Consider the following 26,145-nt stretch of genomic DNA (forward strand, 5'->3'; position numbering starts at 1 on the left):
GCCCTCGCCGTGGAGGCCCCATGCCGGAGCTCTTCCTGCTGCGTCACGCCAAGGCCAGGCGGCCCCGTGCCGACCAGGCCGATCATCAGCGTCCCCTGCGCCGTCGCGGACGTCGCCAGGCGGCGGCAATGGCGCCTGCCCTGGCGCGCTGCCAGGCCTTGGCGGGCGAGGTCCATGTCAGCGGCGCCCGCCGCTGCGTGCAGACCCTGGAGGCGGTCGACGCCGCGCTTGCCGGTGAGGACCTCATGGCGCGGGCCCGGTTGGACGAGGCGCTCTACACCTTCGAGGGGCAGGCGCTGCTGGCCTGGCTGCGTGGCCTGCCGGATGATCTCGAGCGGGTGCTGCTGATCGGCCACAACCCGGCCCTGCTGCAGCTCGCCCGCTGGCTCTGCCGCGAGGCGCTGGCCGCCTTGCCCACCGGAGGTCTCCTTCATCTCCACCTGCCTGGCGACGGCTGGCAGGGGGCCAGTCGCCATGGCGCCGCGCTGGTCCAGCGCCTGCTGCCTGCCGAGGCGAGTCACGCCCTCTTCCAGCGCCGGGCGCCGGCCGCCCCGGAGCTCGGCAACGCCGACCTTGCCTCGCGTCTGCATGGGCTGCTGCATCACCAGCGGCGGCTGGTGCGTGCCCGCGAGCCCGGCGTCATCGCCGGCATCGACCCCGAGTTCCTGCACCAGTATCGGGTCAACCTGCGGCGCAGCCGCGCGCTGGGCGAGGCGCTCGCCGCCGTGGCCGAGGTGCCCGGCCTCAAGAAGCGCCTCAAGCGCATAAAGCGCCGGGCCCAGGCGACCAGCGAGCTGCGCGACCTGGACGTCTTCCTGGAGAACCTGGCCAAGGAGCCGCCGCCGCTGTCGCAGGGGGGCCGCCAGGCGCTGCACGACTGGCTCCTGGCCCGTCGCGAGGAGCGACATCTGGTGCTCTGCCGGCAGCTTGCCGAGCGGGAGTACGCCAAGGAGAGGGCGGACTGGCGGGACTTCCTGGAGGGTCGCCCCTTCCGGCGTGCCCTTGACGAGGTGAAGGCCTCGCGGGTCGAGGCGGTGCTGGCCGAGCGCCTCGCCCGTCACGATGCCGACCTGGCGGCCCTGGCCTCCGAGAGCCCCGACGAGGCCTTCCACGACCTGCGCAAGGGCGTGAAGCGCATCCGCTACCTGGCCGAGCTTGACCCAGGGCGCCATCGTGACCTGCTGCGCCGGCTCAAGGGGCGTCAGAACCTGCTCGGTGACTTCCAGGACCTCTGCACCCGCCAGGCCTGGGTCGTGGCCTTCTCCGGCGACCTGCCCGAACAGGCCGAGGCGTGTCGCGCCTGGCGGGAGTCGCTGGAGCAGGCGAAGCGGGCGCTGCGCGAGCAGGTCATGGCGCTGCCGTCTCTCTCCCGCTGAGTGCCGCCCCCTCCCAGGAGTGCTCGGGCACAGTCCACAGATGCTTCCTCGATGGCGACACGAACGCCGCCATGAGAGGCGCCCTACAGCGTCTCCTCCAGCAGCTGGGCGATGCGCCTGTGGTGCAGGGCGTCGGCGGCGCCGTCCCAGGAGGGAGCGTCCCTGGCGGTGAAGCCGTGGGTGGCGCCCTTGAAGAGTTCGGTAGTGAAGTGCACGCCGGCGCGGGACAGTGCCTCGTCCATTCGGGCGATCTGCTCGGGGGGCAGCAGCTCGTCCTGGTCGGCGTGGCCGAGATAGACGCGACCTTGGATGTTGCCGACCACGTGGACGGGGCTTGCCGGGTCGTCGACCTCCGCCAGCCGGGCGGAGTGGAAGCCCGCCGCCGCGGCAACACGCCCGGGGTGCTCAGCCGCCATGCGCAGCGCGAAGGCGCCGGTCATGCAGTAGCCGACCACGCCGATCTTGCCTGCGGCGAACTCGGCCTCCTGGTCAAGGCAGGCGAGGAGGGCGGCGAAGTCGCGCGACTGCGCCTCGGGCGTGAGGTGGCCGGCGTAGTCGAACAGCGTCGGGCGCACTTCCGGGTCACGGAAGGACCGGCCTTCCGGCACCACGGCCCCGCGGGCATCGCGGTAGTAGATGTTGGGCATCAGGACGGCATAGCCGTTGTCCGCGATGCGCTGGGCCTTATGGTGGTAGCAGGGCCGCAGGCCGCCGATGTCGGTGAACAGCACCACGGCCGGAAGCGGTCCCTTGGCATCCGCGGGCGTGAAGAGGTGGGCATCGATGGTGCCGTTGGCGGCGGGAATGTCGAGGGCGCGGGACATGGCGGGCTCCGGTGCGAGGCGCTGATGGCCCGAGCGTCTCAGGGCGCGGGCCCGGATGCAATCGGCGTCCCGCATTACCCTTCGTGACGTCGCTGCCGACGCGCCTTGTGGTGCCGGTGCCGGGTTTAGGGCCACCAACCGCCCTCGCGGATCGCCGCGTGGCCGCTCACGTCGGGGTTGTAGAGGTAGAGCCAGGCGTGACCGAAGGCGGTGGGGTGAGGCGTGCGGTCGTAGAGGCCGAGCCGGGGCTGGCGAGGCCGGTAGTCCTCCAGCCGGTCGAGGCCGGCCAGCAGGCGGGCATCCACCCGGAAGACCTCGACCTCCACCCCGCGGGAGGGCTCGAGCTTGGCGCCCGGGAAGGGCCCCAGGTCGTAGAGGGTCACGCCGGCCAGCCGGTCGTTGCCGAGGAAGTCGGCACCCTCGAGCCAGTGGTGGTTCCCCAGGCCGCGCTTGAGGGTGCCGTAGACGGCGACCAGCGGCGTGCGGGCGACGGCGAGTGTGGGGGTCAGCATGTTGAGCAGCCTCCGGCGCAGTGGTGACATGGGGAACGGCGTGATTGTCCCACCGAGACCGTTATCCTCTCCCCAGGCGAGTCCCGGGTAAACCACGGGGTTGTGGCCGAACACATCGGGGCGTTAGGGCGTGCCGTTTCGGCCGCGCCGTCAGCGGCTATGCTGAAGGCAGGCTCACCCCCTATACGCAGAGCGACCAGGGAGATTTCCATGTTGGAGTTCATCACTCACTCGGCACCGCACGTCGTGGCCATGAAGGTCGGCGGCGTGGTGACCGGCCGGGAGCTGCAGCGGGCCATCGATGCCATCGAGGCCGCCAAGCGCGACCATCCCCGTGTCAGCCTGCTGGCCGAGCTCGACGGATTGCGCTGGATGACCCTTACCGCGCTGCTCAAGGATGTCGGCTACGGCCTCACCCAGCTCGGCGACCTGTCGCGCTACCACCGCGCCGCGGTGATCACCGACAAGGAGTGGGTCAAGCATATCGCCCATCTCGAGGATCGCCTGTTCAAGGCGATCGAGATCCGCACCTTCCCGCATCGCGAGTACGCCGCCGCCCGGGAGTGGGTCGCCGAGCTGCCCCAGGGCGAGCACGAGAGCCCCGAGGAGGATGGCTACCACGGCGCCTGAGGCGACGAACGTGTTGCCTACCGGGATGGGATGCGATGCCGTGCGCCAGGCCGGCGCTGGAGCCTGGGGTTATTCTCGTGCAGCATAGGGCTCATGACAGCGAAATCTCATCCAGAGCGGCGTGGTGTCCGGTCGCGTTATCTGGCTCCCCTCGTGCGTCCCCTGACGTTCCCCCTGATGACCCTGCGTGGGCGCCTGCTGGTCGGCGCCGCGGTGCTTTGGGGCCTGTTGTGCGTGACGCTGCTGACCCTCGGTTGGCAGGCGGGCCGCCTGCTGGTGGACGAGACCAACCACCAGCACCTGCGCTACGAGGCCGAGCTGATCAGCAACGCCATCACCAACCAGGTCGGCCTGCGACTGGAGGAGCTGGAGCAGCTGGCAAGCAGGATTCCCGAGCCCCGTGAGGGGGCCCTTGACGCCCAGCATACCCACGGCCTGGCCCACCTCTTCGAGGGCGTGATCCTTTCCAATCGCGACAGCCGGATCGTCGATGCCTGGCCAGCGGGCGAAGGCCGCGTGGGTGTCACTGTCTCCGACCGGGACTATGCGCGTTTCATGAACGCCTTCCGGCGCCCGCTCGTCAGCGAGCCCTTCGTGGGCCGCATCACCGGTAACCCCCTGGTGATGATGCTGGTTCCGCTGCATGACGACGAGGGCCGGTACACCGGCTTCCTGGGAGGGCTGGTCAATATCCGGGAGAGTCGGCTCTTCAAGAGCTTCGAGCGCCTGCGCCTGGGCGACAGCGGCTACGTCACCGTGACCACCGCGTCCGGCCAGCGGCTCTACCACCCGCGCCAGCAGCAGGCCATCGTCGACCTTCCCGACCGGCTCGCCCCGGCGCTCGAGAGGGCGCTGTATGGCTGGGAGGGCGAGAGCCAGGACCAGTCGGCTTCCGGCGAGCCACAGCTGGTGGCGTATCGCCAGATCTGGCCGGCCGACTGGATCGTGGGGGTCCACCTGCCCCAGTCGCAGGCGGAAGCGCCGCTGGTGGCCGGCATGCGACGCATTTCCTTCTATGCCTGGGGCGTGCTGATATTGGTCCTGCCCCTGGTGGGAGGGTCGATCTGGCTGGCGCTGCGTCCGTTGGCGCACCTCGCCGAGCAGGTCCGCGAGCTTCAGGGCGAGCGGCGGCAACGGCTGGAGATCCCGACCCGCATGCCGGAGCTGCGGCGAGTGATCGAGGTGATCAACGAGACCGAGCGCGCCCGGCGCGCCAGCCTGAGCGACCTGATGGAGCGCGAGGCGCTGCTGCGCGGCACGCTGGCGGCCTCTCCCCAGGGGATGTTCGTGACGGACCCGCAGGGCAGGGTGACCTTCACCAATGACGCCCTGCGCCGGCTGCTGGGGGGCGACTTGCCTCTCGATCTGGCCACCTGGAGCGAGCGCCTCCATCCCGAGGATCGCCCCGCTGTGCGTGATGCCTGGCGCCACAGCCTGGCCCAGCGCCACGATTTCGTCCGCCAGTTCCGCATACGGGACGACGACGGGGAGTCACGCTGGCTGGATGTGCATGCCGGTGCGATTCATGTCGATGGCAAGTTCATCGGCATCGTCGGTGCCGTACGTGATATCACCCAGCATCGCCATGACGACACCCTGCGACGGTGGGAGGCAGAGCACGATCCGTTGACCGGGCTGCTCAATCGACGCGGCCTGCTTCGCCGCCTCGAGGAGGCTCTGGTCGAGTGCCAGAAGGTCGGCACACCCACCGCGGTGCTGCTCTTCGATCTCGACCACTTCAAGCCGATCAATGACCAGGGCGGCCACGCCCTGGGCGATCGCATGTTGCAGCAGGTGGGCGAGACCATACGGGGCCTGGTGCGCAGCAACGATCATGCCGCCCGCCAGGGCGGCGACGAGTTTGCCGTGCTGTTGAGCGGTTGCGGTCCCGAGCAGTCGCAGACCCTCGCCGAGGCGTTACGGGCACGGATCGCCGCCCAGCCGGTGGCGCATCAGGGAGAGCAGTGGTTTGTCACCGCCAGCATCGGCGTGAGCCAGGTGCATCCCGACGACGCTGCCATCGGTGACGTCCTGGCCCGCGCCGATGCCGCGAGCTACCGCGCCAAGCGGGGCGGTCGTGACCGGGTCGTCGTGGATGAGGACGACGCCCAAGGCGCCTCCGCTGTCAGGGCATCAGTTCGGGGTACCGAGGGTGAGGCTCAGTGACTGCAGGCCGTCCAGCTCCAGGGTGATCTCGTCCGAGAACACCGGATGGCCGATCACCCGGATGTCCAGGGTCGCCTCGGCGCCGCGATAGTCGAGGGTGGCGGCCAGGCGGGTGTCCTGGCTCAGCGGGGCCGTCACCGGGAAGTCGACGCGCTCCACTTGGATCGCGTCGAAGCCACGGGCATCGAGCTGCTGCTCGATCGCCTGCTTCACGCTGACCCCGTAGTAGAAGTAGAGGCCGCCGTAGGCGAGGCCCCCGATCACGATCAGGCCGAAGAGTTTTCCCATGTCCGTCTCCCTGGTGTCGGCATGCCAGCATGCGTTGCTGTTGCGGTTATAGCATAGCGCCTGCCGGGACCCTCAGAAGCGATCCCAGTAGGGCGGGTCGCCGAAGTACCCCTCCAGGAAGTCCACGAAGTGGCGCACCTTGCTGGCCAGCAGCTGGCGGTGGGCATACACCGCATAGAGCCCTAGCGGCTCGGGCTCATGCTCGGGCAACACGATGGCCAGCCGCCCCTGGCGAATGGCCTCGCCGGTCAGGAAGGTCGGCTGCAGGGCGATGCCGGCCCCGCCGATGGCGGCCTCCACCAGCACGTCGCCGTTGTTGCTGGTCAGTTCGCCTCCCTCTCTTTCCCCACCGCCGTCGCGTGACAGCCACTTCAGCAGCGGTTCCTGGCTCTCCTCCATGTAGCGGTAGCGCAGGAAGCGGTGACCGGTGAGGTCCCGGGGCTGCTCGGGGGTGCCGTGGGCCTTCAGGTAGTCGGGCGCGGCGCATAGCACCAGGCGCACGGGGGCGATGCGCTTGGCGATCAGCGAGGAGCTCTTGAGCCGTCCGATGCGCAGGGCGATATCGAACCCCTCCTCGACGATATCCACCTTGCGGTCGTTGAGCTGCAGGTCGATATCCACGGCGGGGTGGGCGCGCTGGAAGTCGTTGATCAGCGGCGCCAGGTGGCGGATGGCAAACGACACCGGGGCGCTGATGCGCAGCTGCCCGCGGGCCTGGCCCTGCAGCTCGCCGAGCTCGCTCTCCATGTCGTCGATCTCGGCCAGCACCTGCTCGGCGCGCTGCCGATAGGCGGCCCCCGCCTCGGTCAAGTGCAGCCGGCGGGTGGTGCGGTTGAGCAGGCGCACGCCCAGGTGCTGCTCCAGCTGCGAGACATGCTTGCTGACCAGCTGGGGGGAGAGCGCCAGGCGCTCGGCCGCCCGGGTGAAGCTCCCCTCTGCGACCACGGTGACGAAGGCGCGCATGGCATCGAGACGGTCCATGGCCGGCTCCTCGCGGGGTAGGGAAGGTCAATTATCAACGCATTGAGGATAATAATGCAACGCTGGCGCCCTTATTCCGTTCATGGGGCGAGAGTAGAGTGGCCCCATCGCTCGAGGCCACCCGCCGCCTCGGCCTTCCCCGACACGACGATGAGGACGACACCATGAAGACCCAAGCGATCAAGACCCTGTTCACCACCACCGGCGGCTATGGCGCCCTGGCCCTGCGCCTGCCGGTCGGCCTGATCCTCGCCGCCCACGGCGCCCAGAAGCTGTTCGGCTGGTTCGGCGGCTATGGCCTTTCCGGCACCGCCCAGTGGCTCGAGAGCATCGGCCTGGCCCCCGGCCTGCTGATGGCGCTGCTGGCCGGCGGTGCCGAGTTCTTCGGCGGCCTGGCGCTGATGGTCGGCCTGCTGACCCGCCCCGCGGCGCTAGCCGCCGCCTTCACCATGCTGGTGGCCATCGTCAGCGTGCACCTCGGCAACGGCCTGTTCATGGCCAACAACGGCTATGAGTTCGCCCTGGCCCTGCTGGCCGCCACCGTGGCGCTCACCCTGCAAGGCGCTGGACGCCTCTCCCTGGATAGCCTGGTCGCGAAGCGCCTCTGAGCCGTCGACGCGACTGACCCGACCCGGCACCCTCCCACGACGGAGGGTGCCCCATGAACAGGAGGACGCAACATGCTGGTCAACGGCATCTGGCAAGAGAACTGGCAACCGGTCCAGGCGAAGGACGACGAGGGGCGCTTCATTCGCCAGACCTCGACCTTCAGGAACTGGATCACCCCCGACGGTGCCCCCGGCCCCACCGGCATCGGCGGCTTCAAGGCCAAGCCGGGTCGCTATCACCTCTACGTGGCCTACATCTGCCCCTGGGCCTCGCGCACCCTGATGGCGCGCCGGCTCAAGGGGCTGGAGGCGCTGATCGGCGTGACCGTGGTCAACCCGCGGCTTACCGATCAGGGCTGGCGCTTCGGCGGCTTACCCGGCGCCGACGAGGATAGCCTCAACGGCGCGCGTTACATGCATGAGCTCTACACTCGCGCCGACCCAAAGGTCTCCGGCCGTGCCACCGTGCCGGTGCTGTGGGACAAGAAGACCGGCACCATCGTCAACAACGAATCCGCCGACATCCTGCGCATGCTCAACACCGCCTTCTCGCACCTGGTCGACCAGGGGCCGGACCTCTACCCGGGTCACCTGGCCGCGGAGATCGATGTTCTCAACCGCGAGATCTACGGCGACCTCAACAACGGTGTCTACCAGGCCGGCTTCGCCTCCAGCCAGCAGGCCTTTGATGAGGCCTACGGCAAGGTCTTCGCCAGGCTCGATGCCCTCGAGGCGCGGCTTGGCGACGGGCGCCGCTACCTGTTCGGCGATGACCTGACCGAGAGCGACATCCGCCTCTTCGTGACCCTGGTGCGCTTCGATGCCGCCTACCACGGGCTCTTCAAGTGCAACCGCAACACCCTGGCCGCGATGCCGGCGCTGCACGCCTACATGCATCGCCTCCTGGCACTGGAAGGCATCGCCGAGACGGTCAACCTCGATCACATCAAGGCGGGCTACTACTCGATCAAGGCGCTGAACCCCACCGGCATCGTGCCCGCCGGCCCGGTGGCGATCTGAGCCCGGGGCGTCCCGGCGACGCCAGCGCCTGGGCGGGTTATGGTGAGACCATCACGCGACAGGCGAGGAGGCTGCCATGAGTAACCTGATCAAGGACGCCACGGCGTCGTCGTCCTTGGACTGCCCGGTGGTGGAAGGGCGGCGCCAGGTGCAACACGTGCCAGCTCGCACCGCCGAAGTGGGCGGCATCCCCCTGCACCGTGCGCTGCCCTCACGGCAGCGCCGCCTGGTGGGAGCCTGGTGCTTCCTGGACCATGCCGGGCCGGTGGTCTTCAAGGGCGACAGCCGCGGCATGCAGGTGGGCCCCCATCCGCATATCGGCCTGCAGACCTTCACCTGGATGATCGCCGGTGAGGTGCTGCACCGCGACAGCCTGGGCAGCGAGCAGGTGATCCGCCCGGGCCAGGTCAACCTGATGACCGCCGGTCGTGGTATCAGCCACACCGAGCAGTCGCTGCCCGACGACCCGCAGCTGCACGCGGCCCAGCTATGGATCGCCCTGCCGCATGCCCATCGTCACACCGCGCCGCGCTTCGACCACTACCCGGACCTGCCGGTCTGGCGGGAGGCGGGGGCTACCCTGACGTTGCTGGTGGGCGAGTTCGACGGCCGCGAGGCGCCCACGCTTACCTTCTCGCCCCTGGTGGGGGTGGACCTCGCCGCCGAGCACGACGCGACCCTGACCCTGCCGCTGAATCCCGCCTTCGAATACGCCCTGCTGCCCTTGGAGGGGGCGCCGAGCCTGGCGGGAGAGGCGCTCGCCGTGGACGAACTGGCCTATCTGGGCCGCGGGCGCGACGCCATCACACTGGCCCTGCCGGCGGGAGCGAGGGCGCTGCTGATCGGTGGCGAGCCGCTGGGCGAGGAGGTGCTCATCTGGTGGAACTTCGTCGGCCACGACAAGGCGGAGATCGCCGCGGCCCAGCGCGAGTGGGAGGCCGGCGGCGAGCGCTTCGGCCGGGTGGCCGGCTTCTCCTTCGAGGAGCGCCTGATGCCACCGCCGCTGCCCTGGAAGGTCTAGGCCCGACGACTCCCGACCCGGCGAAGGAGGGCGAAGAGATTGCTCTACTACGTGACCAAGGTGGCGGTTACCGCCCTGCTGGTGGTGCTGATCTCGGAGGTGGCCAAGCGCAGCACCTTCCTCGGGGCCGTGCTGGCCTCGGTGCCCCTGACCTCGGTGCTGGCGATGCTCTGGCTCTACCTTGATACCGGCGATGCGGCGAAGGTGAGTGCGCTGGCCGGCAGCGTCTTCTGGCTGGTGCTGCCGTCCCTGGCGCTGTTCGTCGCGCTGCCGCTGCTGCTGGCCAAGGGCGTCAACTTCTATGCCGGCCTCGTCGTCTCCATCGCCATCACCGCCCTCTGCTACTGGCTCATGGTGACGCTGCTGCGTCTCTATGGCATCGAGCTGTAGGCCACGGGCCGCAGGCCCGGCTCGTCGGTGATGGCGCGTCGGCGACGGTTGAAGCCGGCGCTCGCGCCCCCATCTGGATGGGGACGACATTCCACTTTGAGGAGACGTCATGACCTCCACCGTAGTGATCACCGGCGCCAACCGCGGCGTCGGCCTGGCCCTGGCCCGCCATTACCATGATGCCGGCTGGGCGGTGATCGGCGTGTGCCGCAGCGGCGGCGACGAGGCCGCCGAGCTGCGTGACCTGGCCGAGACGCTGATCGAGGGGATCGACGTGACGCGCGCCGAGGACGTGGCGCGGCTCAAGCAGTCGCTGGCGGGGCGGCACCTGGATCTGCTGATCAATAACGCCGGGCTGCTACAGGACGATGTGCTGGGCGAGATCGACGTTGATTCCCTGCGCGCCCAGATGGAGATCAACGCCTACGCGCCCCTGCGCGTGACCGAGGCCTTGCTCGACAACCTGGGGGAGGGCGCCAAGGTCGCCAATATCACCAGCCGCATGGGCTCCATCGCCGATAACGACTCCGGCGGGCGCTACGGCTATCGCGCCTCCAAGGCGGCACTCAATGCCTTCGGCAAGTCGCTGGCTGTGGACCTCAAGCCGCGCGGCATCGCCGTGGCCCAGCTCCATCCCGGTTACGTCAAGACACGCATGGTCAACTTCGGCGGCCTGATCGACGCCGAGGAGGCGGCGGCCGGCATCGCCCGGCGCATCGAGGAGCTGACCCTGGCGACCAGCGGCGGCTTCTGGCACAGCAACGGCGAGGCGCTGCCCTGGTAGCCGCCGGGGGCCGCGTGTGGGCCCTCGGTCACGCTCAGGCGTCATTCCGCCTCGTCATCCAGCTGATAGCCCAGCGCGACTAGTCGCGCGGCCAGGGCGGCGATGTGCGCCGGGCCCACCTCGCAGCAGCCCCCGACGAGGGTCGTCCCCCGGGCGACCCATTCGCAGGCGTGCTCGGCATAGCGCTCGGGGTCCAGGTCCCGGCGGGCCTCCAGCCCCTCCACCGTGCCCCCGGGGGCGAGGTCCGCGGCCGAGGTGAAGCCGTTGGCGTAGCCGCCGTAGGGCACGTCGAGGCCGGCCAGTTGTGCCATGGCCGTGGTGACCGCCTCGGGCACCGAGCAGTTGACCAGCACCGAGCTGGCGCCGGCCGCCACCACGGCCCTGGCCGCCTCGGCCAGCGGCTCGCCGGAACGCAGCCGCGTGCCGTCGGCGTCATCCACCGAGAAGGCGACCCATACCGGTACCTGGCGCTCCACCGCCGCGCGGGTCGCGGCCAGCGCCTCGCGGGTGAGGGTCATGGTCTCGCAGATGAGCAGGTCGACCTCCTCGGCCTGGACCTCCACCAGCCGCCGGTAGTCGCGCAGGCAGATGGCGTCGTCCGGCACCAGCTCGTGGTGATAGCTCGCCACCAGCGGCGGCAGGCAGCCGGCGATGCGCACCGCCCGGCCGCTCTGCTCCCGGGCCTGGCGAGCGGCCTCGAGCGCGGCGGCCTGTAGTGGCGCGAACAGGGCAGGGTCGCCGTCGCGGGCCAGCCGCTGCGGTGTCGTACTGTAGTTGTTGGTGATGATCACCCGGGCACCGGCATCGATGAAGTCGCGGTGGGCGGCGACCACCAGCTGCGGCTCGTCCAGCATCACCTGGGCCGACCACAGCGGCGTGGCGGGGCGCTGGCTGCGCCGCCTCAGCTCCTGGCCCATGCCGCCGTCCAGCAGCACGATACGTTGTGTCTCAGCGCTCATGGCGTGGGCTCCTGGCTCATAGGGGATAAGGCCTGACAGGGTTTCGGAAGGATCACCATGACCGCACCTCGAGAGACCGAACTGGGTGGCGTTCAGGATGGCGAAGGCAGGGCGGCGCGACAACCATGGCGGGGGTGATGCCGCCTTGCGACCATCGCACGGCTGGCCCTCAGGCGGCTTTGGTGCCAGGCTGACGGGTAACGATTTGTTGCCAAACGTCAGCAGGCTCGTCAGCCGAGCCGATATGCAGGAATAAGTCCATGATCCTTAAGGAAAAGGATGCCTATCCAAGCAGCGACGGCGATGACCGTGACCAGCGCGCCTTCTACGGCCACAAGCAGGAGCAGGACGTCGCCTTCCAGCTGCGCCGCGAATTCGGCGAGCACAAGCAGATCCACGTCATCAACGACCTGCGCCTCGAGCATCACGGCGAGCGGGCGCAGATCGATCATCTGATCCTCCACCCCTACGGCTTCATCATCATCGAGTCCAAGAGCATCGTTGGCGAGGTCACGGTCAACGCCGCCGGGGAGTGGTCGCGCAGCTACCAGGGCAACTGGATAGGGATCCCGTCCCCGATTCGCCAGGCTGAACTTCAGAAGATGGTATTGGGTCGTCTATTAGCTGCCAATGTCGAGAAAGTCATCAGCAAAATACTGGGCATTCAAGGAGGCGTCGGGGGACGTGACTGGCAGGTGCTGTGTGCCGTCTCCAGCACCGCGATCCTGCATCGCGACAAGATGCCCAAGAAGGTCGCCGATCGGGTGGTAAAGACCGAGTTCCTGGCGCAAAAGGTGAAGGACATAGTCGGAAATATCGCCATCGCCTTTATCAAGGCCAAGCCTGCGTTTTCGAAGCGGGAGTTGGCCAATATTGGTAGCTTCCTGCTCGAGCATAACGATCAGGTAAGCACCGCCTCGGCGAACAGCAATAGCGAAACCGCCACACCAGAGCCGGCCGCCACCGTTACCGAGCCCGTATCGCACTACTCGTCTACACCGGCGCCGGATACCGCCCCATTCCAGGCCGAGCCAGCCACGCAGGCCCAGAACCTGGTGACCTGCAAGCAGTGTGGCGAGTCACATCAGCTCACGGGCATGTACGGCCAATACGGCTACTACGTGAAGTGCGGTCGTTGCAGCACCAACACCTCGATGAAGCAGCCATGCCCCGCCTGCGGCTGGAAGAGCGTGCGGGTATCCAAGGATGGCCCGGAATACACTGGTACTTGTCAGAAATGCGCGCAGCAGTTTCTGGTCTATCGGCAGGCATAGAGGAGAGGGATGTCATGACAGCTATCGACCCAAAGCGGACATGCCGGCAAAGGCAGCAAGCACGTTCATTGGGGATATGCAGCATGCGATATGATTGGTGTTATACCGCCGAACTATACTTAATTATTAGGAATTTCAATAGGATGGGAGGGGTATGAGCGTGCGGCATAACATTGTTGAACGCGCGTGCGCGTTCAAGTGGAATATCGAGCACGCCGTATAATACAACTGTTAGGCCTACTTAAGTATTCGCCATGGATGATATACATAGCATGCTTTCTAAGATTCAAGCTGAGCGAGAAGCTAAAATCACTGAGCATAAAAAGCATCTTGAATCCGATGAATATCAGAACTCTCTAAAGCTTATAGAAGTGGTTACATTCGACTTCATCAAAGGCATGAAGTCATGTTCTTTTTATTGCAGCCATGGTGCTGAATTTCGTGATAATTCTCTTTCGCTCAGCCATATTGATGATTATTTCATGTCAGCCATCATGATCGTAGCAATGCTCAAAGAAGGAGGCTTAAATCCTGCGAAACGAGAAATACGCTACCTCATTGATTCGAGCATGCGCTACTTATATGTAGATCAGAAATTGTGGAGAGGGAAGCTAAGTGAAAAGCTCGTTTATTTCGATAAGAAAATCGATAAATCGAATATAAAGTATATCCATGATATTGATCTTCACATGATCGGAAACCAAGACTTAAAGAAGTCATTTTGTTCTGAGTACACTCAAAATTATTACAAAGCCTGTGAGTACGTCCATGCGTCTACCAAGCAAATTGAGGAGCGATTTTCACTGTATGAGCAGGGAATCACGATAGGATTAGAACGAGCTGAGCAGCTACAGGAAGTGGCAGAGTTATTGAGCGAAGTGTATTCAACTCTTTTAGTTTTTACGTTTCATGCATCAGGCGTGAGTACAATTGGCGACCTTATGTTAGACACTCTTTCCCCACAAGACGATTGGGTGTACAACGGCAACAAATATATTGCAGAAATTGATCGCCATTTCGACTACAAGCACGAGCGGAAAGATGTTCTTCAAGAGTTAGAAGCAACGCGCTCGGCAAGAGCCTGGCCTAACAAAGCATTGCAGCGGACAAGCCGCTGAATGCGGCGTTATATTTGAGGAAGTTATGGATAGGAAGCCCTATAAAACACCGTTTAGGAAAAATAGTGTCACGAAATTTGTCTGTCCAACCTGCACGAAAGGCAACCTTAAAGTTAAAGAAAACTCTTTTCTTTACCAGGAAACCCGTTCATCTCGGCTAGCTCATAGCCATGATGCATGGGACCCTGATTGGATTGATTACGTATACTCCTGCCTATTCGAATGCACCAACTCGGCATGCAAGGAAGTAGTGTCTAGCACTGGAACGGGTTTTGTTGATCAAGATTTTTACTATGATGAAAATGGTAACCCGGACGTAAATTATGATGACTACTTCAGGCCGGTTTACTTTGAGCCGCACCTTTGCTTCTTTTCGATTCCTAAAGCAACTCCGGACTCAGTAACTGATGAAGTAAATACCTCCTTTTCACTCATATTTTCTGACCCTGCGTCTTCCTCAAATCACGTCAGAATCGCTCTTGAACACTTGCTGACCTTCTTGAAAATTAAGCGATTCAATACGAAAAATGGGAAAAGGCTATACTTAAATTTACACCAAAGAATCGACCTACTTCCTCAAAAATATGATCATGTCAAAGACCTTTTCTTTGCAGTAAAGTGGCTTGGCAATGCGGGTAGTCATAGCGGTCAAGAAGTGACCATTGACGATGTTTTCGATTCTTATGAACTATTGAGTGAAATATTGTCGGAAGTTTTTGAGAATAAGAGAGAAAGTGCCAAGAGTCTGGCCAAAAGAATAAACAAGAAAAAAGGACCTAAATAATATAACCAAGCAGGCACGGCGACGCCCATTTCATTGCGCCTTCGGCTCCATTACATGGGCGCGCATGCTGCAGGCGTTAGGTGCTAAAGGAACACAGATGAGGAGATTATCGTGTCAATGTTAGTAGCAGATTGCCCAAGGTGTGGAGCAAAGGAAATCACCTTTGATTTACAGAATCAGATTCTTGTTTATACCGAGTATGATTGGAAAAAATACCTTGAGGTTTTCTGTGTTTGCCGCGCATGCTTCAAGCCAACGATTTTTCTTGTATCACAAAAAGAATATGACTACTCAAAATTAATTAATGAAGGTCTTCCTAATCTCAAGGTTGCGGTTAATGAAATTGTCAGAGTAGAACGCTATATCGGAATCCAAGATAATACGACAGAAAAACCACCTGAATATCTACCCGAAGACATAAATAATATCTTTAAAGAAGGTGCTGCCTGCATGTCTATTGGTTGCTGCAACGCAGCAGCGACCATGTTTCGTTTGTGCTTAGATTTAGCCACCAAATCACTTTTGCCAGAAGAGGCTGAAGGACTCAATAATCGAGTTAAAAGAAACCTTGGGTTACGCCTACTCTGGCTATTCGATAATCAAATACTTCCAGAAGCACTAAGAGAATTGTCAACTTGTATAAAAGATGATGGCAATGATGGAGCGCATGAGGGAGTTCTTTCAAAGGACGATGCAGCAGATATTCTGGACTTTACATTTATCCTTTTGGAACGTCTCTATACTGAACCTAAAAGACTGGAAATAGCAGGTCAGAGAAGGGCCGCTAGAAGAGAAATTGGATAAACCGCACCTAACAAGGCGCTGCTGTCGGACAAATTTTCCGCTGCGCTCCAAATTTGCCGCAGAGCGCGGCGTTACATTACATCAGGTTTTTCTGAACGGCCGCTTCTGGCCGAGAGCTGACACGTTTTTTGAAAAATCCGGCTCGCTGACGATGGAATTTCCCACCGCAGCGAGCCGGAGTCTGTCAACATAGTTGGCACATGAAATGACTTCGGCTCTTTAAAATCCTGCGGCCTGTGGCACCGGGTCCCGCTCGGGATTGAGGTGTACCACCTCCGGCAGGCTGAGCTTCCGGATGGCGCCTGCCCACCGCTCCGGGTGGCGCTGCCTCGCATTCTCAAAGACCTTTCGGCGCTGCGTCAGAATATCCTCGGCTTCGCCGCGATGGCGCTGGCCTGGGGTGACATAGCGAAGGGCGCTGTGGCGGTGCTCGTGGTTGTACCACTCGATGAATTGCTGGACCCACTCCTGGGCCTCGGCCAGGGTGGCGAACCCGGCGACGGGGAAGCCCGGTCGGTACTTCAGCGTCTTGAAGGCCGACTCGGCGAAGGCATTGTCGTTACTGACCCTTGGTCGGCTGTATGACGGGGTGATGCCCAAGTCATAGAGCTTCTCCAGGAAGGTCGCTGCCTTCATCGGGCTGCCGTTATCTGAGTGCAGAATCAGGGGCTTATGACGATCCGTCAGATGCTCTCGCCAACAGGCCTTCTGGATCAGCTCGGCGGCCAACTCGCCGGTCTCGCTTTCGTAGACCTCGTGCCCGACGATCTTGCGGCTGAAGACATCCATGATCAGGTACAGATACCACCAAGTGCCACGCGCAGGGCCAGGCAGCCACGAAATGTCCCAACACCACAGGTGGTTAGGCGCGGTGGCCTGGTGCGTTGTCGGCGGACGCCCGCGCTGCGGGACCTGCTGGCGGCCCCGGTGGTGTTGCTGACCATATTCATGAAGGACTCGGTACATCGTCGACTCAGAGGCCAGGTAGCGGCCCTTGTCCGCCTGATCGGCCACGATGAAGGCCGGAGGTCGGCTTCGGTATTCCGGGGCGTTGCACAGCGTCACGATCGCCTTTCGCTCCTCGGGAGACAGCTTGTTGGCCGGTTCCGGGCGGTCGGCGCCGGGGCGGCGATCCGCCGTCACCTCGCCCTCAGAGACCCAACGGTAGTAGGTCCGCACGTTGATGCCCATCACCTGACAGGCCTTGGCCAGCCGAGCACCGTCACGCTGGGCGTCTTGCACCAGGGTCACGATGCGCTGGCGATCCGGGAGGCTGGTCAGTCGTCCTCGTCGTTGGTCGTGCCCCAGATCGCCTCGGCTTTTTTTGATAAGGCCAGCAGCGCCGCCGTCTCGGCCAGAGCCTTGTCCTTGCGGTGCAGTTCTCGCTCCAGCTTGCGGAGCCGCTTCTGCTCCGCCTTGCGCGCCTGACGGAGCTGCTTGGCCTGCGCTGCCGCCTCATCGTTGGCGTTCATGCAGGCATCCCGCCAGGCTTCCACCTGCTCGGGGTAGAGCCCGCGCTCGCGGCAGTAGGCGCTGAGTTCGGCCTCGTTCATGGGGGCCGTCTCCAGGACGATCTGGAACTTCTCCTGGCTGGTCCACTGATCGGGCTGGGTGGAACGTGATGGCAAAACCTGTCCTCGTGCTCTGGCCTGCTTCCGCCAATTGTAAAGGGTTGTCGCTGTGATGCCTTCCTGCTCGGCCAGTTCCGGGATGGTCATGCTCATGGGCGGCGCCATCTTCTTGAGGATGGCTTCCTTACGCTCTGCGGGGTAACGCACGTTGATCACCTCTCAATCCGTTTAGGTGACAACTACGTTGACGCATAGGGGAGCCGTTTCTCTTCCTTCACTGGCTGACCAGTATTGCCCGGCTGGTGCCGTTGCCGACGGGCTCCACCCGGATCTGCACCGGGATGCGTTCGTGCATCTCCTGCACGTGGGAGATCACGCCGACGCGGCGGCCCAGGGCCTGCAGGCCGTCGAGTGCCTCCATGGCGAGCGCCAGGGATTGCGGGTCGAGGCTGCCGAAGCCCTCGTCGATGAACAGCGACTCGATCACCAGTTCGCCTGACGCCATCGAGGCGAGCCCCAGGGCCAGCGCCAAAGAGACCAGGAAGGTCTCGCCGCCGGAGAGCGAGTGCACCGAGCGGCGCTCGTCGGCCATGTCGCGATCCTCCACCAGCAGGCCGAGCTCGCTGCCGCCGCGGATCAGCCGGTAGCGGCGGGAGAGGCCGCTCAGGTGCGCATTGGCGTGCTCCAGCAGCTGCTCCAGGTTGTAGGCCTGGGCGATGCGCCGGAAGGCTTTGCCGTCGGCGGAGCCGATCAGCTCGTTGATCTGGCCCCAGCGGCGGAACTCGGCCTGGGCGGCCTCCCGTTCGGCCTGGCCGGCCTTGCGCCGCTCGCGGCGGCGATCGTCGTCGCTCAGGGCGAAGGCGGCCTCGTCGCGAGCCTTTTGTGCCCCCTCCAGGCGCGGGTGAAGCTCGGCCTCGGCCACCTCCAGCGCCTCGCGGCGGCGTCGGAGTTCGTCGTCCACGGCGTCACTCAGCAGCGCCGCGTCGCGCTCGTCCTCGCGGCTCGCTTCATCCGCCTCTTCAGCCAGGCCCTGGTCGCGGCGGTGGCGAAGCAGGGCGTCGCGCCGCTCGGCGAGGGTGGCGGCGGCGCGCTGGCGGGCCTGGTCGGCGGCCTCGATCTCCCGCTCCTCGTCGCGGGCCGCTTCTTCTGATTGGGTGAGCAGCCGGTCGAGGGTGGCGTCGCTCAGCTCGGGGTGCGCCGCTCGCCAGTCGGCGAGCTCGCGGGCGAGGGTGTCGCGCTCCCGGTGTAGCCCCTCGAGCCGCTCGGCCTCGTGTTCGACCCTTTGGGCGAGGCGCTGCTGTTGCTGTTGGGCCGTGTGCCAGCGCGCCTGGGCGGCGTCGCGGGCCTGGCGGGCCTGCTCCTGGCGGGCGTCGAAGTGCTGCTGCCAGGCATCCGGCGAGGCGTGCTCGCCGAGCCGGGCGGCGAGGGCGCGGGCGAGTGCCTCGCGCTCCTCGCGCAGCGGCGGCAGCCGCTGGTCCAGCTCGGCCAGCGCCTTGTCGGCGCTCGCCTTCCCTGTCTCCAGGCGCGCCAGGGCGACCTGGCCCTCCTGCAGCGCCTGTTCCAGCGGGGCCAGTTCCGCCTCGGCCCGGGCCAGCTCGTCCAGGTGCCCTCGCGCCCGGCGGCGGTGGGTCTCGCTCGTCTCGCGCTCGGCCTCGAGCCAGGCGTCGCGCTCGTTTGCCTCGATGGCGGCGAGCTCCTGCTGCAGGGGGTGCGCCTCCAGGGCCTTTCGTGCGGCGTCGTGCTGCCGCTCGGCCGCCTCGCGATCCTGCCGGTGGCGGGCGAGGGCGGCCTCCACGGCGCGGTATTCGCCGACAAGTTCGTCGCGCCGCCGCTGGGCCGCGTCGCGCGCCTTCCGGGCCGCGTCGAGCTGGCGGGCTTCCTCCGCCTCCTGGGCCTCGAGCTGGGCGGCCTCCGGGGTGGCCGGCGGGTGCTCCCGCCAGGGGTGGTCGTGGCCGCCGCACACCGGGCAGGGCTCGCCCTCGACGAGGGCCTCGCGCAGCCGTGCCACGCTCTCGCTACGCACGGCGCGGCTGCGGTCGATCAGCGCGCCGACGCTGTCGAGGTGGGCCTGGGCGCTGTCCAGGGCCTTGCGGGCGGCCTGGCCCTCGGTCAGCAGCGTGTTCCTGCGGGTCTCATCGTCGCCGAGTCGGCGGGTGAGCTGATCCAGGGCCTGGTCCGCGCGGCCGAGCTCCTGCCAGCGGCTGGCGAGCTCAGCGAGCGCCAGGTGGCGCCGGGCGGCCTCGTCGTGAATCTGCTGGGCGGCCTGGCGAGCGGCATCGAGGCGAGGGTGACTGCCCACCAACCGCTCGAGGGTTGAGCGCCAGTCGTCGCGGCGTCGCTGCCGTGCCTGCTGGGCCTCATCGGCTGAGCGGTGCTCCCGGGCCAGCCGTTCGGTCTCGGCCTGCTGCCGGGTGCGGGCCGCTTCCAGGTCGGCGAGCTGCCTGTCGTGGGTGGCGAGGCGCTGGGCCTCCTCTCGGGCCTCGCGCAGGGCGGGCTCGGCCTCGCGGCGCGCCGCGGCGGCCTCGGCCAGGTCGCGCTCGCGGGCATCAAGGGCCTCGCGGGCCTCGGCCTGGTCACGCTCGGCCTCGGCGAGCGCCCGCGCCGTTTCGGCGTGGCTCGCCTCCAGGGCGGTGATCTCGTCGGGCAGGGCGGCGCTACGTGCCAGCGCATGGCGCTTGGGGGCGATCCGCCGGCGCCACTCGCGGTCGGCACGCGCCTCGCCGAGCGCCTGCCAGTCGGCCTCGGCGTCCTGCTGCCGGGCCAGGCCCTGGCGATAGGCCGCGTGCAGCCGGTCATCGTCGTCGTGCCAGCGGCGCCGGTCCTGAAGCGATGCGGCCTGGCGCTGCAGGTCGGTGAGCGCCTGCCGGGTGGCCTCGGCCGTCTGCTGCAGTTCGGCGCGGGTCTCGGGCTCGGCGGGCCGGTCGCCCTCGAGCCGGGCCTCCAGGGCCTCGACGGCCTTCCTGGCGGCGTTGGCGCGCTGGTAGGCGGCCATGGAGATCGCCGAGTACTCCGCGGTGCCGGTGAGGCGCTCCAGCAGGTCGCTGCGGGCGTTGTCGTCGGCCTGCAGGAAGGCGGCGAACTCGCTCTGGGCGAGCAGCACGGCGCGGGTGAACTGGTCGAAGCCGAGCCCCAGGCGTTCGGGCAGCAGGCGGTCGAACTCGCGTTTCTGGGCGGTGAGCAGGCGCTCGGCGTCGAGGTCAGTGAGTGACTGCTCGGCCTTCTGCAGCCGGCCGTCGACGCGCTGCCGGGCGCGGCGCACCGCCCAGCGGGCGCGGTAGCGGCGGCCGTCGCGGCCCAGGAAATCCACCTCGGCGTGGCCCTCGGCGGCGCCGCGGCGCAGCAGGGTGCGCGGGTCGCCGGTGGTCAGGGTGGAGTCCGGGGCATCGGCGACCTGGCTGTCGCGGCTGGGTGCCTGGCGCAGGCGCGGCGTGCTGCCGAACAGCGCCAGGCAGAGCGCGTCGAGCAGGGTGCTCTTGCCGGCGCCGGTGGGACCGGTGATGGCGAACAGGCCGGCGTCGCCCAGCGGCGGCGCAGTGAAGTCGAGCTCGAGGGGGCCGGGCAGCGAGGCCAGGTTCTCCAGGCGCAGGGCGAGGATCCTCATGCGTGGTTCTCCTCCCGGGTGTCGTCGGCGTCGAGTACCGCCTGGCGCAGGCGATCGAAGTCGGCCAGCACCTCGTCGCCCGGCGGCTCGCCCCAGCGCTGCTCCCAGGTGCGCGCGAACAGCTTGCGCGGCCCCAGGCTCTCGAGGTCGACCCGGGCGGGGTTCGCCCCGCCGGCCACCTCGGGCAGGCGGCGGGCCAGGCGCAGCAGGCGCAGCGCACGGCCCTCGAGGGCGGCCTCCACCCGGGCGCGCAGGTCCGGCATGGGCGCCTCGAGTGCGACCTGCAGCTCCAGCCAGGGCCACTGCTCCCTGGGCAGCGCCGGGTCGTCGTCGAGTGCCGCAACTTCGGCCAGTGCCGTCTCGAGCGGGGCGGGGCCGATTCGATGCATGGCCACCGGGCGTGGCACGGGGATCGTCTCGGTCACGGCCAGCGCCTCGCCCTCGAGGCGGACCGCCACCACCTGGTGAGGGTAGCCGGCCTCGCTGAAATCCAGCGGCAGGGGGCTGCCGCTGTAGCGGATGCGCGCCTCGCCCACCTGCTGGGGGCGGTGCAGGTGGCCGAGGGCGACGTAGGCGATCGCCGGCGGGAAGAGGGCGGCGGAGATCGACTCCTCGCCGCCGATCACGATGGGCCGCTCGCTGGCCTCGGAGACCGCCGCGCCATGCAGGTGGGCGTGGCTCATGGCGACCAGCGCCTGACCGGGTTCGCGACGCGCCTCGGCGGCGGCGATCAGCTGGCGATGCACCCGGGTGATGCCGGCCACATAGTCGTTGGGCGCGGCGTCGGGCCCGTCATCGTCGTCGTGTCTCGCCAGTGCCGCGCCGGTCACCTCGGCGGGGCGCAGGAAGGGCAGCGCCAGGCACCAGGCGCGGGTCTCGCCAGTGGCGTCGGTGAGCGGCACCAGCAGGCGCTCGGCGTCGAGGGTACCGTCGTCGAGCCAGCGCACCCGGCCCAGGGCATGGGTACGCAGACGGCGCATCAGCGGCGCGGGCAGCTCGATGCGGTTGCCGCTGTCGTGGTTGCCGGCGATCAGCACGATATCGAGGCTCGGCAGCCGCTCGTGGGCGCCGACGATGAAGTCGTACAGCAGCTCCTGGGCGGCCAGCGACGGGTTGACCACGTCGAAGATGTCGCCGGCCACCAGCAGGGCGTCGGCTTGGCTCGCCACCAGGGTATCGAGCAACCAGGCGAGGAAGGCGCGATGCTCGGCGTGGCGCTCCTGGCCGTGGAACGTCTGGCCGAGGTGCCAGTCGGCGGTGTGGATCAGTTTCATCAGGTCTCCCTTCCTGCCAGCGTGCCGGGGGCGATAGTCTACGTCACTCACGAGCGGCTGTTCAGGAGTCCCCATGCCGACGGTACCCCTCCACGACTGGAACCTCGCCCCGCGGGATGCCATCGCCCTGCAGAGGCGCCTGGCCGGCCGCGTCGAGCGCGAGGACCGCCTTGGCGAGGTGCGGCGACTCGCCGGGGTGGATATCGGCTTCGAGCAGGGCGGCGAGGTCACCCGGGCGGCAGTGGTGGTGCTGGCCTGGCCACCCGAGGTAGACGGCGGCTTCACGGTCGTGGAGGAGGTGGTGCATCGCGAGCCGACGCGCATGCCCTATATCCCGGGGCTGCTCTCCTTCCGCGAGGTGCCGGCGGCGCTGGCCGCCTTCGAGCGGCTCGCCGTGACGCCGGACCTGGTGATGGTGGATGGCCAGGGCATCGCCCACCCGCGGCGGTTGGGGGTCGCCTCCCATCTCGGGCTGTGGCTCGACCTGCCCACCATCGGCGTGGCCAAGTCGCGGCTGTGTGGCCGCCACGGCGAGCCGGGGCCTGAGCGGGGCGACTGGGTGCCGCTGACCGACGGCCCCGACGACGAGGTGATCGGCGCGGTGCTGCGCTCGCGGGCGAAGGTGAAGCCGATCTTCGTCTCCGGCGGTCACCGGGTGTCGCTGCCCACGGCGCTCGACTGGGTGATCCGCTGCCTCGTGCGCACCAAGCTGCCGGAGCCGACGCGACTGGCCGACCGCCTGGCCTCACGGCGGGGCGGCGCGGCTGGTGCTAAGGGGTAGCCCCGCCAGGGGCTGCGCTATACTGCGGGCCACTTCCTTTACCGTGAGCCCGCCATGCCCTCCGTCGATCTCCTCGCCGCCACCCGCCAGTGGGTGGAGACCTTCGTGGTCGCCCGAAATGTCTGCCCCTTCGCCGGCCGCGAGGTCGAGCGCGACAGCATCCGCTACGTGGCGGTGGACGCCGCGGCCTGGGAGCCCGCCCTGCTGGCGCTGATCGGTGAGTGCGAACGCCTCGATGCGACGCCGGCGATCGAGACCACCCTGCTGGTGCTCACCCCCGGCCTCGAGGCCTTCGACGACTACCTGGACTTCCTGGGCGTGGCCGAGGCGCTGCTCGCCGATCAGGGCTATGAGGGCACCTACCAGCTGGCGAGCTTCCACCCGGACTACGTCTTCGCCGACGCCGAGGAGGCGGATCCCGCCAACTTCACCAACCGCTCCCCCTTCCCCATGCTGCACCTGCTGCGCGAGGCGGGGCTGGAGCGGGCGCTCTCGCACTACCCGGACCCCGAGGCGATCCCCGAGCGCAACATGGCGGCGCTGCGCGAGGTGGGCCAGGCGCCCCTCGCCGCGGCGCTGGCCCGGCTGCGCCGCGGCGACTGAGCGGCAGGGCTATCTCAGCTAGCCTGCGGTGATAACGAAAGGCGCCGGGGGCAGGTCGAAGAGGGGGGCCTATGCCAGGGGTGAGGAGCATTGCTCCGAACGGGCTGGCCAGGGATGGCCAGCGCCGGACCTTCAAGCGGAGCGGGACGCGAGAGCGCAGAAGGGCATCGGTAGCGCCCAGGGATGGGTTCACAGCGCCCCCTCGAAGGCCTGTCGCCGGGAAAGCCTTGAGCGGTACTTCTATCTACGATAGCCCTGGACTAAGCGGCACATGATGTGACCCCCTGACTAGATGTGATCTCTCTGTAGGTTGTTCATCCGGAACCAACCCGGAAGACTGGAGATGCGAACCAACCAATCGCTCCAGGAGGCCCGGATGAACACCCATAAGAATGCCCGTCTCACTCCGCATGGTCGAGCCCTGCTGGCCGCTCGCGTCATCGATGAAGGGTTGCGGCCCAGAGAGGTCGCGCAAGCCCAGGGCGTCAGTGTGAGAACAGTCTACAAGTGGGTGCGTCGTTTCCGAGAGGAGGGGCAGGACGGGCTTCAGGACCGTCGGTCACGCCCCGCCCACAGCCCGCTGGCGACGGACGCAACGACGGTGGAGCAGATCGTCAAGCGTCGTCAGCAACGCCAGACCTATCGCCAGATTGCCCAGGCGCTGGGGGTTGGTCAGAGCACAGTGGCGCGCATTCTCAAGCGCAAGGGGCTGAATCGCCTGGCGGCGCTGACGCCGCCAGGGCCCGACAATCGCTATGAGCACGACGCCCCCGGGGATCTCCTGCATCTGGATATCAAGAAGCTCGGCCGCTTCAAGCGCCCAGGACATCGGGTCACCGGCGATCGCCAACAGGCTACGCGTGGCGCGGGGTGGGAGTATGTCCACATCGCCATCGACGATCACTCGCGGGTGGCCTACGGCACCCGCTACCCTGATGAAACCGGCTGGAGCGCGTGTTATGCGCTGTTGGAGGCCATGCGGTATTACCGAGGGCTGGGGGTTAGCTTCACACGGGTGCTCACCGACAATGGCGCCTGCTACCGGTCCAGGACATTTCACCGCCTGTGCCGGCGACTGGGGCTGAAGCACAAGCGCACTCGCCCCTATACGCCCCGCACCAATGGCAAGGCAGAGCGGTTCATTCAAACCGCCCTGGGCGAATGGGCCTATGCCCGGTCGTACAAGAGTTCGAAAGAGCGAGGCCAGCATCTGCTCGCCTGGCTCCATCAGTACAACTGGCATCGACCGCATGCCAGCCTGAATTATCAGCCTCCGGTCAGCCGGCTGGGGCTTTCCGTGAACAACCTGGTGGGTTTACACAACTAGACGATATCCAGCGCCACCTTGCGCGCCGGTGCCGGGAAGGCGGCCTCGAGCCTGGCCAGGGCGTCGTCGTCCAGGCGCACCTGCAGGGCGGCGGCGTTCTGCTCCACGTGCTCGGTGCGCGCCGCCTTGGGGATGGCGATGACGTCGCGGCGCCCCTCGACCGGGCGGATCGCCCAGGCCAGCAGCACCTGGGCCGAGGTGATGCCGTGGCGCGCGGCGATGCCCGTCACCTCGGGGTGGCCGAGCAGGTCCTCGCGCAGGCCGCCGGCCTGAGCCAGCGGGCAGTAGGCCATGGTGGGCATGCCGCGCTGGCGCTGCCACGGCAGCAGGGAGTGCTCGATGCCCCGGGAGCCCAGGTGGTAGAGCACCTGGTTGACCGCGCAGGCGTCGCCGCTCGGCAGGCCGTGCAGGGCGGCGAGCTCGTCGACGTCGAAGTTGGAGACCCCGAAGCGGCGGATCTTGCCCGCCTCGCGCAGGCGCTCGAAGGCCTCCAGGGTCTCCTCCAGCGGGATATCGCCGGGCCAGTGCAGCAGGTAGAGGTCGAGGTGGTCGGTGCGAAGGCGCCTGAGGCTCGCCTCGCAGGCGGCGATGGCCGATTCGCGTCCGGCGTTCCAGGGGTAGACCTTGGAGACCAGGAAGGCCTCGTCGCGCCGCCCGGCCAGCGCCTCGCCCACCACCTGCTCGGCGCCGCCGTCGGCGTACATCTCGGCGGTGTCGATCAGCGTCAGGCCCATGGCCAGGCCATGCTGCAGGGCGCGCACCTCGTCGCGGCGCGGGGCGCGCCCCTCGCCCATGTACCAGGTGCCCTGGCCGATGGTGGGCAGCGCGACGGCGGGCTCGTGGGTGGTGGCGGGCAGGGTGACGCGGGGAGCGGGGAGCATGGCGAGGGCCTCTTGTCGGTTTTATGGAAGGCGTTTCCAGTCATTCTGGCCCCCCTTGTCATCCGACCGCAACGGCCCCATGGTCTATGGTGAAGTGGCAAGTGAATCCCCTGACGAGAGAAGGAGTCGAGATGAGCATCGAGAAAACCGGCAGCGCCGTCTGGCAGGGCGGCCTCAAGGATGGCAAGGGCAGCGTCTCCACCCAGAGCGGCGTGATCCAGGAGGTGCCCTACAGCTTCGCCAAGCGCTTCGAGGGCGAGTCCGGCTCCAACCCCGAGGAGCTGATCGGTGCCGCCCATGCGAGCTGCTACTCCATGGCCCTGTCGATGGTCCTTGGCGAGGCGGGACTCACCGCCGAGCGCATCGCCACCGAGGCCAAGGTCGCCCTGGAGGAGGTCGACGGCGGCTTCGCCATCACCCGCATCCACCTGAGCACCGTGGCGAGCATCCCCGGCGCCGACCAGGCGGCCTTCAAGGACGCCGCCGAGAAGGCCAAGGCGGGCTGCCCGGTCTCCAAGCTGTTCAACGCCGAGATCAGCCTGGACGCTCGCCTGGAGGGCTGACGCCG

General features: G+C 66.6%; 25 protein-coding genes. 16 read left to right on the top strand and 9 right to left on the bottom strand.

Annotated elements, in window-relative coordinates; genetic code table 11:
• The first annotated feature begins 20 nt into the window (after window positions 1-20).
• Window positions 21-1,376, top strand: a complete 1,356-nt coding sequence (locus BLP95_RS01995; RefSeq protein ID WP_089676620.1) for a CHAD domain-containing protein — start codon at window positions 21-23, stop codon at window positions 1,374-1,376.
• 83 nt (window positions 1,377-1,459) lie between these two features.
• On the opposite strand, the gene BLP95_RS02000 is transcribed toward BLP95_RS01995, so the two are convergent.
• Window positions 1,460-2,200: a dienelactone hydrolase family protein gene (locus BLP95_RS02000; protein WP_089676622.1), complete on the bottom strand. Its 741-nt coding sequence runs from the start codon at window positions 2,198-2,200 to the stop codon at window positions 1,460-1,462.
• 125 nt (window positions 2,201-2,325) lie between these two features.
• Complete coding sequence (locus BLP95_RS02005) at window positions 2,326-2,712, bottom strand: gamma-glutamylcyclotransferase family protein (protein ID WP_089676624.1); 387 nt, start codon at window positions 2,710-2,712, stop codon at window positions 2,326-2,328.
• A 210-nt stretch (window positions 2,713-2,922) separates the two neighbouring features.
• On the opposite strand from BLP95_RS02005, the gene BLP95_RS02010 reads away from it, so the two are divergent.
• Window positions 2,923-3,342, top strand: coding sequence for a SpoIIAA family protein (locus BLP95_RS02010; protein WP_023006329.1), 420 nt, complete (start codon window positions 2,923-2,925; stop codon window positions 3,340-3,342).
• Window positions 3,343-3,495: 153 nt separating this feature from the next.
• Window positions 3,496-5,508, top strand: coding sequence for a sensor domain-containing diguanylate cyclase (locus BLP95_RS02015; RefSeq protein ID WP_176760209.1), 2,013 nt, complete (start codon window positions 3,496-3,498; stop codon window positions 5,506-5,508).
• Here BLP95_RS02015 and BLP95_RS02020 read toward each other — a convergent pair.
• A complete protein-coding gene (locus tag BLP95_RS02020; RefSeq protein WP_089676627.1) occupies window positions 5,476-5,796 on the bottom strand; it encodes a hypothetical protein in 321 nt (106 codons plus the stop codon). The two genes, BLP95_RS02015 and BLP95_RS02020, sit on opposite strands and share 33 nt — an antisense overlap.
• A 72-nt stretch (window positions 5,797-5,868) precedes the next feature.
• Window positions 5,869-6,777, bottom strand: coding sequence for a LysR family transcriptional regulator (locus BLP95_RS02025; protein ID WP_089676629.1), 909 nt, complete (start codon window positions 6,775-6,777; stop codon window positions 5,869-5,871).
• A 164-nt stretch (window positions 6,778-6,941) separates the two neighbouring features.
• Here BLP95_RS02025 and BLP95_RS02030 point away from each other — a divergent pair, with 164 nt between their 5' ends.
• From BLP95_RS02030 to BLP95_RS02050, 5 genes are all read left to right on the top strand, one after another.
• The gene (locus BLP95_RS02030) at window positions 6,942-7,385 is read left to right on the top strand and encodes a DoxX family protein (RefSeq protein WP_089676894.1); all 444 of its coding nucleotides are present in this window, start codon (window positions 6,942-6,944) and stop codon (window positions 7,383-7,385) included.
• A gap of 72 nt (window positions 7,386-7,457) precedes the next feature.
• Window positions 7,458-8,405 carry a glutathione S-transferase family protein gene (locus BLP95_RS02035; protein ID WP_089676631.1) on the top strand — a complete coding sequence of 316 codons (948 nt, stop codon included), beginning with the start codon at window positions 7,458-7,460 and terminating at the stop codon, window positions 8,403-8,405.
• A 76-nt stretch (window positions 8,406-8,481) separates the two neighbouring features.
• Window positions 8,482-9,426 carry a pirin family protein gene (locus BLP95_RS02040; protein WP_089676632.1) on the top strand — a complete coding sequence of 315 codons (945 nt, stop codon included), beginning with the start codon at window positions 8,482-8,484 and terminating at the stop codon, window positions 9,424-9,426.
• 39 nt (window positions 9,427-9,465) lie between these two features.
• Window positions 9,466-9,816 (top strand): DUF3147 family protein, encoded by a 351-nt coding sequence (locus tag BLP95_RS02045; RefSeq protein ID WP_089676634.1) that lies wholly within the window; start codon window positions 9,466-9,468, stop codon window positions 9,814-9,816.
• Window positions 9,817-9,925: 109 nt separating this feature from the next.
• Window positions 9,926-10,600, top strand: coding sequence for an SDR family oxidoreductase (locus BLP95_RS02050; protein ID WP_089676636.1), 675 nt, complete (start codon window positions 9,926-9,928; stop codon window positions 10,598-10,600).
• Between the two features lie 41 nt (window positions 10,601-10,641).
• Here BLP95_RS02050 and BLP95_RS02055 read toward each other — a convergent pair whose 3' ends face one another.
• Window positions 10,642-11,559 carry a homocysteine S-methyltransferase family protein gene (locus BLP95_RS02055; protein WP_089676638.1) on the bottom strand — a complete coding sequence of 306 codons (918 nt, stop codon included), beginning with the start codon at window positions 11,557-11,559 and terminating at the stop codon, window positions 10,642-10,644.
• Window positions 11,560-11,819: 260 nt separating this feature from the next.
• Between BLP95_RS02055 and BLP95_RS02060 the strand changes: the two genes are divergently transcribed.
• The 4 genes from BLP95_RS02060 to BLP95_RS02070 all read left to right on the top strand — a co-directional run bounded on the left by BLP95_RS02060 (window position 11,820) and on the right by BLP95_RS02070 (window position 15,539).
• Entirely contained in the window at window positions 11,820-12,833 is a 1,014-nt protein-coding gene (locus BLP95_RS02060; protein ID WP_089676640.1) for a nuclease-related domain-containing protein, read from the top strand.
• 272 nt (window positions 12,834-13,105) lie between these two features.
• Window positions 13,106-13,951 (top strand): hypothetical protein, encoded by an 846-nt coding sequence (locus BLP95_RS16625; protein WP_143004394.1) that lies wholly within the window; start codon window positions 13,106-13,108, stop codon window positions 13,949-13,951.
• A gap of 25 nt (window positions 13,952-13,976) precedes the next feature.
• Window positions 13,977-14,735: a DUF4145 domain-containing protein gene (locus tag BLP95_RS02065; protein ID WP_089676642.1), complete on the top strand. Its 759-nt coding sequence runs from the start codon at window positions 13,977-13,979 to the stop codon at window positions 14,733-14,735.
• A gap of 117 nt (window positions 14,736-14,852) precedes the next feature.
• A complete protein-coding gene (locus BLP95_RS02070; RefSeq protein ID WP_089676644.1) occupies window positions 14,853-15,539 on the top strand; it encodes a DUF4145 domain-containing protein in 687 nt (228 codons plus the stop codon).
• 219 nt (window positions 15,540-15,758) lie between these two features.
• Here BLP95_RS02070 and BLP95_RS02075 read toward each other — a convergent pair.
• The 3 genes from BLP95_RS02075 to BLP95_RS02085 all read right to left on the bottom strand — a co-directional run bounded on the left by BLP95_RS02075 (window position 15,759) and on the right by BLP95_RS02085 (window position 21,985).
• A protein-coding gene (locus BLP95_RS02075) for an IS3 family transposase (RefSeq protein WP_089676895.1) occupies window positions 15,759-17,275 on the bottom strand; the annotation gives its coding sequence in 2 pieces (ribosomal slippage) (window positions 15,759-16,838 and window positions 16,841-17,275; 1,515 coding nt in all).
• Window positions 17,276-17,384: 109 nt separating this feature from the next.
• Window positions 17,385-20,711, bottom strand: a complete 3,327-nt coding sequence (locus BLP95_RS02080; RefSeq protein WP_089676646.1) for an AAA family ATPase — start codon at window positions 20,709-20,711, stop codon at window positions 17,385-17,387.
• Window positions 20,708-21,985 carry an exonuclease SbcCD subunit D gene (locus tag BLP95_RS02085; protein WP_089676648.1) on the bottom strand — a complete coding sequence of 426 codons (1,278 nt, stop codon included), beginning with the start codon at window positions 21,983-21,985 and terminating at the stop codon, window positions 20,708-20,710. The genes BLP95_RS02080 and BLP95_RS02085 overlap by 4 nt, the downstream gene beginning before the upstream one ends.
• Window positions 21,986-22,058: 73 nt before the next feature.
• Here BLP95_RS02085 and nfi point away from each other — a divergent pair, with 73 nt between their 5' ends.
• The 3 genes from nfi to BLP95_RS02100 all read left to right on the top strand — a co-directional run bounded on the left by nfi (window position 22,059) and on the right by BLP95_RS02100 (window position 24,696).
• On the top strand, window positions 22,059-22,766 hold the full coding sequence (gene nfi, locus BLP95_RS02090) for a deoxyribonuclease V (protein ID WP_089676651.1): 708 nt from the start codon (window positions 22,059-22,061) through the stop codon (window positions 22,764-22,766).
• A gap of 54 nt (window positions 22,767-22,820) precedes the next feature.
• Window positions 22,821-23,369 carry a DUF1415 domain-containing protein gene (locus BLP95_RS02095; protein ID WP_089676653.1) on the top strand — a complete coding sequence of 183 codons (549 nt, stop codon included), beginning with the start codon at window positions 22,821-22,823 and terminating at the stop codon, window positions 23,367-23,369.
• 376 nt (window positions 23,370-23,745) lie between these two features.
• Complete coding sequence (locus BLP95_RS02100) at window positions 23,746-24,696, top strand: IS481 family transposase (protein ID WP_089676655.1); 951 nt, start codon at window positions 23,746-23,748, stop codon at window positions 24,694-24,696.
• Here BLP95_RS02100 and BLP95_RS02105 read toward each other — a convergent pair.
• Window positions 24,693-25,577: an aldo/keto reductase gene (locus BLP95_RS02105; RefSeq protein ID WP_089676657.1), complete on the bottom strand. Its 885-nt coding sequence runs from the start codon at window positions 25,575-25,577 to the stop codon at window positions 24,693-24,695. The genes BLP95_RS02100 and BLP95_RS02105 overlap by 4 nt on opposite strands.
• A 131-nt stretch (window positions 25,578-25,708) precedes the next feature.
• Here BLP95_RS02105 and BLP95_RS02110 point away from each other — a divergent pair, with 131 nt between their 5' ends.
• A complete protein-coding gene (locus tag BLP95_RS02110; RefSeq protein WP_089676660.1) occupies window positions 25,709-26,140 on the top strand; it encodes an OsmC family protein in 432 nt (143 codons plus the stop codon).
• Window positions 26,141-26,145 lie beyond the last annotated feature (5 nt).

This window comes from Halomonas shengliensis (assembly GCF_900104135.1).
Taxonomy (GTDB): Bacteria; Pseudomonadota; Gammaproteobacteria; order Pseudomonadales; family Halomonadaceae; genus Halomonas; species Halomonas shengliensis.

What these genes read in the sequence shown, in the direction of transcription:
- BLP95_RS01995 (WP_089676620.1), top strand. Translation starts at nt 21, where the DNA reads ATGCCGGAGCTCTTCCTGCTGCGTCACGCCAAGGCCAGGCGGCCCCGT.
- BLP95_RS02000 (WP_089676622.1), bottom strand. Translation starts at nt 2,200, where the DNA reads ATGTCCCGCGCCCTCGACATTCCCGCCGCCAACGGCACCATCGATGCC.
- BLP95_RS02005 (WP_089676624.1), bottom strand. Translation starts at nt 2,712, where the DNA reads ATGCTGACCCCCACACTCGCCGTCGCCCGCACGCCGCTGGTCGCCGTC.
- BLP95_RS02010 (WP_023006329.1), top strand. Translation starts at nt 2,923, where the DNA reads ATGTTGGAGTTCATCACTCACTCGGCACCGCACGTCGTGGCCATGAAG.
- BLP95_RS02020 (WP_089676627.1), bottom strand. Translation starts at nt 5,796, where the DNA reads ATGGGAAAACTCTTCGGCCTGATCGTGATCGGGGGCCTCGCCTACGGC.
- BLP95_RS02025 (WP_089676629.1), bottom strand. Translation starts at nt 6,777, where the DNA reads ATGGACCGTCTCGATGCCATGCGCGCCTTCGTCACCGTGGTCGCAGAG.
- BLP95_RS02030 (WP_089676894.1), top strand. Translation starts at nt 6,942, where the DNA reads ATGAAGACCCAAGCGATCAAGACCCTGTTCACCACCACCGGCGGCTAT.
- BLP95_RS02035 (WP_089676631.1), top strand. Translation starts at nt 7,458, where the DNA reads ATGCTGGTCAACGGCATCTGGCAAGAGAACTGGCAACCGGTCCAGGCG.
- BLP95_RS02040 (WP_089676632.1), top strand. Translation starts at nt 8,482, where the DNA reads ATGAGTAACCTGATCAAGGACGCCACGGCGTCGTCGTCCTTGGACTGC.
- BLP95_RS02050 (WP_089676636.1), top strand. Translation starts at nt 9,926, where the DNA reads ATGACCTCCACCGTAGTGATCACCGGCGCCAACCGCGGCGTCGGCCTG.
- BLP95_RS02055 (WP_089676638.1), bottom strand. Translation starts at nt 11,559, where the DNA reads ATGAGCGCTGAGACACAACGTATCGTGCTGCTGGACGGCGGCATGGGC.
- BLP95_RS02060 (WP_089676640.1), top strand. Translation starts at nt 11,820, where the DNA reads ATGATCCTTAAGGAAAAGGATGCCTATCCAAGCAGCGACGGCGATGAC.
- BLP95_RS16625 (WP_143004394.1), top strand. Translation starts at nt 13,106, where the DNA reads ATGCTTTCTAAGATTCAAGCTGAGCGAGAAGCTAAAATCACTGAGCAT.
- BLP95_RS02065 (WP_089676642.1), top strand. Translation starts at nt 13,977, where the DNA reads ATGGATAGGAAGCCCTATAAAACACCGTTTAGGAAAAATAGTGTCACG.
- BLP95_RS02070 (WP_089676644.1), top strand. Translation starts at nt 14,853, where the DNA reads ATGTTAGTAGCAGATTGCCCAAGGTGTGGAGCAAAGGAAATCACCTTT.
- BLP95_RS02080 (WP_089676646.1), bottom strand. Translation starts at nt 20,711, where the DNA reads ATGAGGATCCTCGCCCTGCGCCTGGAGAACCTGGCCTCGCTGCCCGGC.
- BLP95_RS02085 (WP_089676648.1), bottom strand. Translation starts at nt 21,985, where the DNA reads ATGAAACTGATCCACACCGCCGACTGGCACCTCGGCCAGACGTTCCAC.
- nfi (WP_089676651.1), top strand. Translation starts at nt 22,059, where the DNA reads ATGCCGACGGTACCCCTCCACGACTGGAACCTCGCCCCGCGGGATGCC.
- BLP95_RS02095 (WP_089676653.1), top strand. Translation starts at nt 22,821, where the DNA reads ATGCCCTCCGTCGATCTCCTCGCCGCCACCCGCCAGTGGGTGGAGACC.
- BLP95_RS02100 (WP_089676655.1), top strand. Translation starts at nt 23,746, where the DNA reads ATGAACACCCATAAGAATGCCCGTCTCACTCCGCATGGTCGAGCCCTG.
- BLP95_RS02105 (WP_089676657.1), bottom strand. Translation starts at nt 25,577, where the DNA reads ATGCTCCCCGCTCCCCGCGTCACCCTGCCCGCCACCACCCACGAGCCC.
- BLP95_RS02110 (WP_089676660.1), top strand. Translation starts at nt 25,709, where the DNA reads ATGAGCATCGAGAAAACCGGCAGCGCCGTCTGGCAGGGCGGCCTCAAG.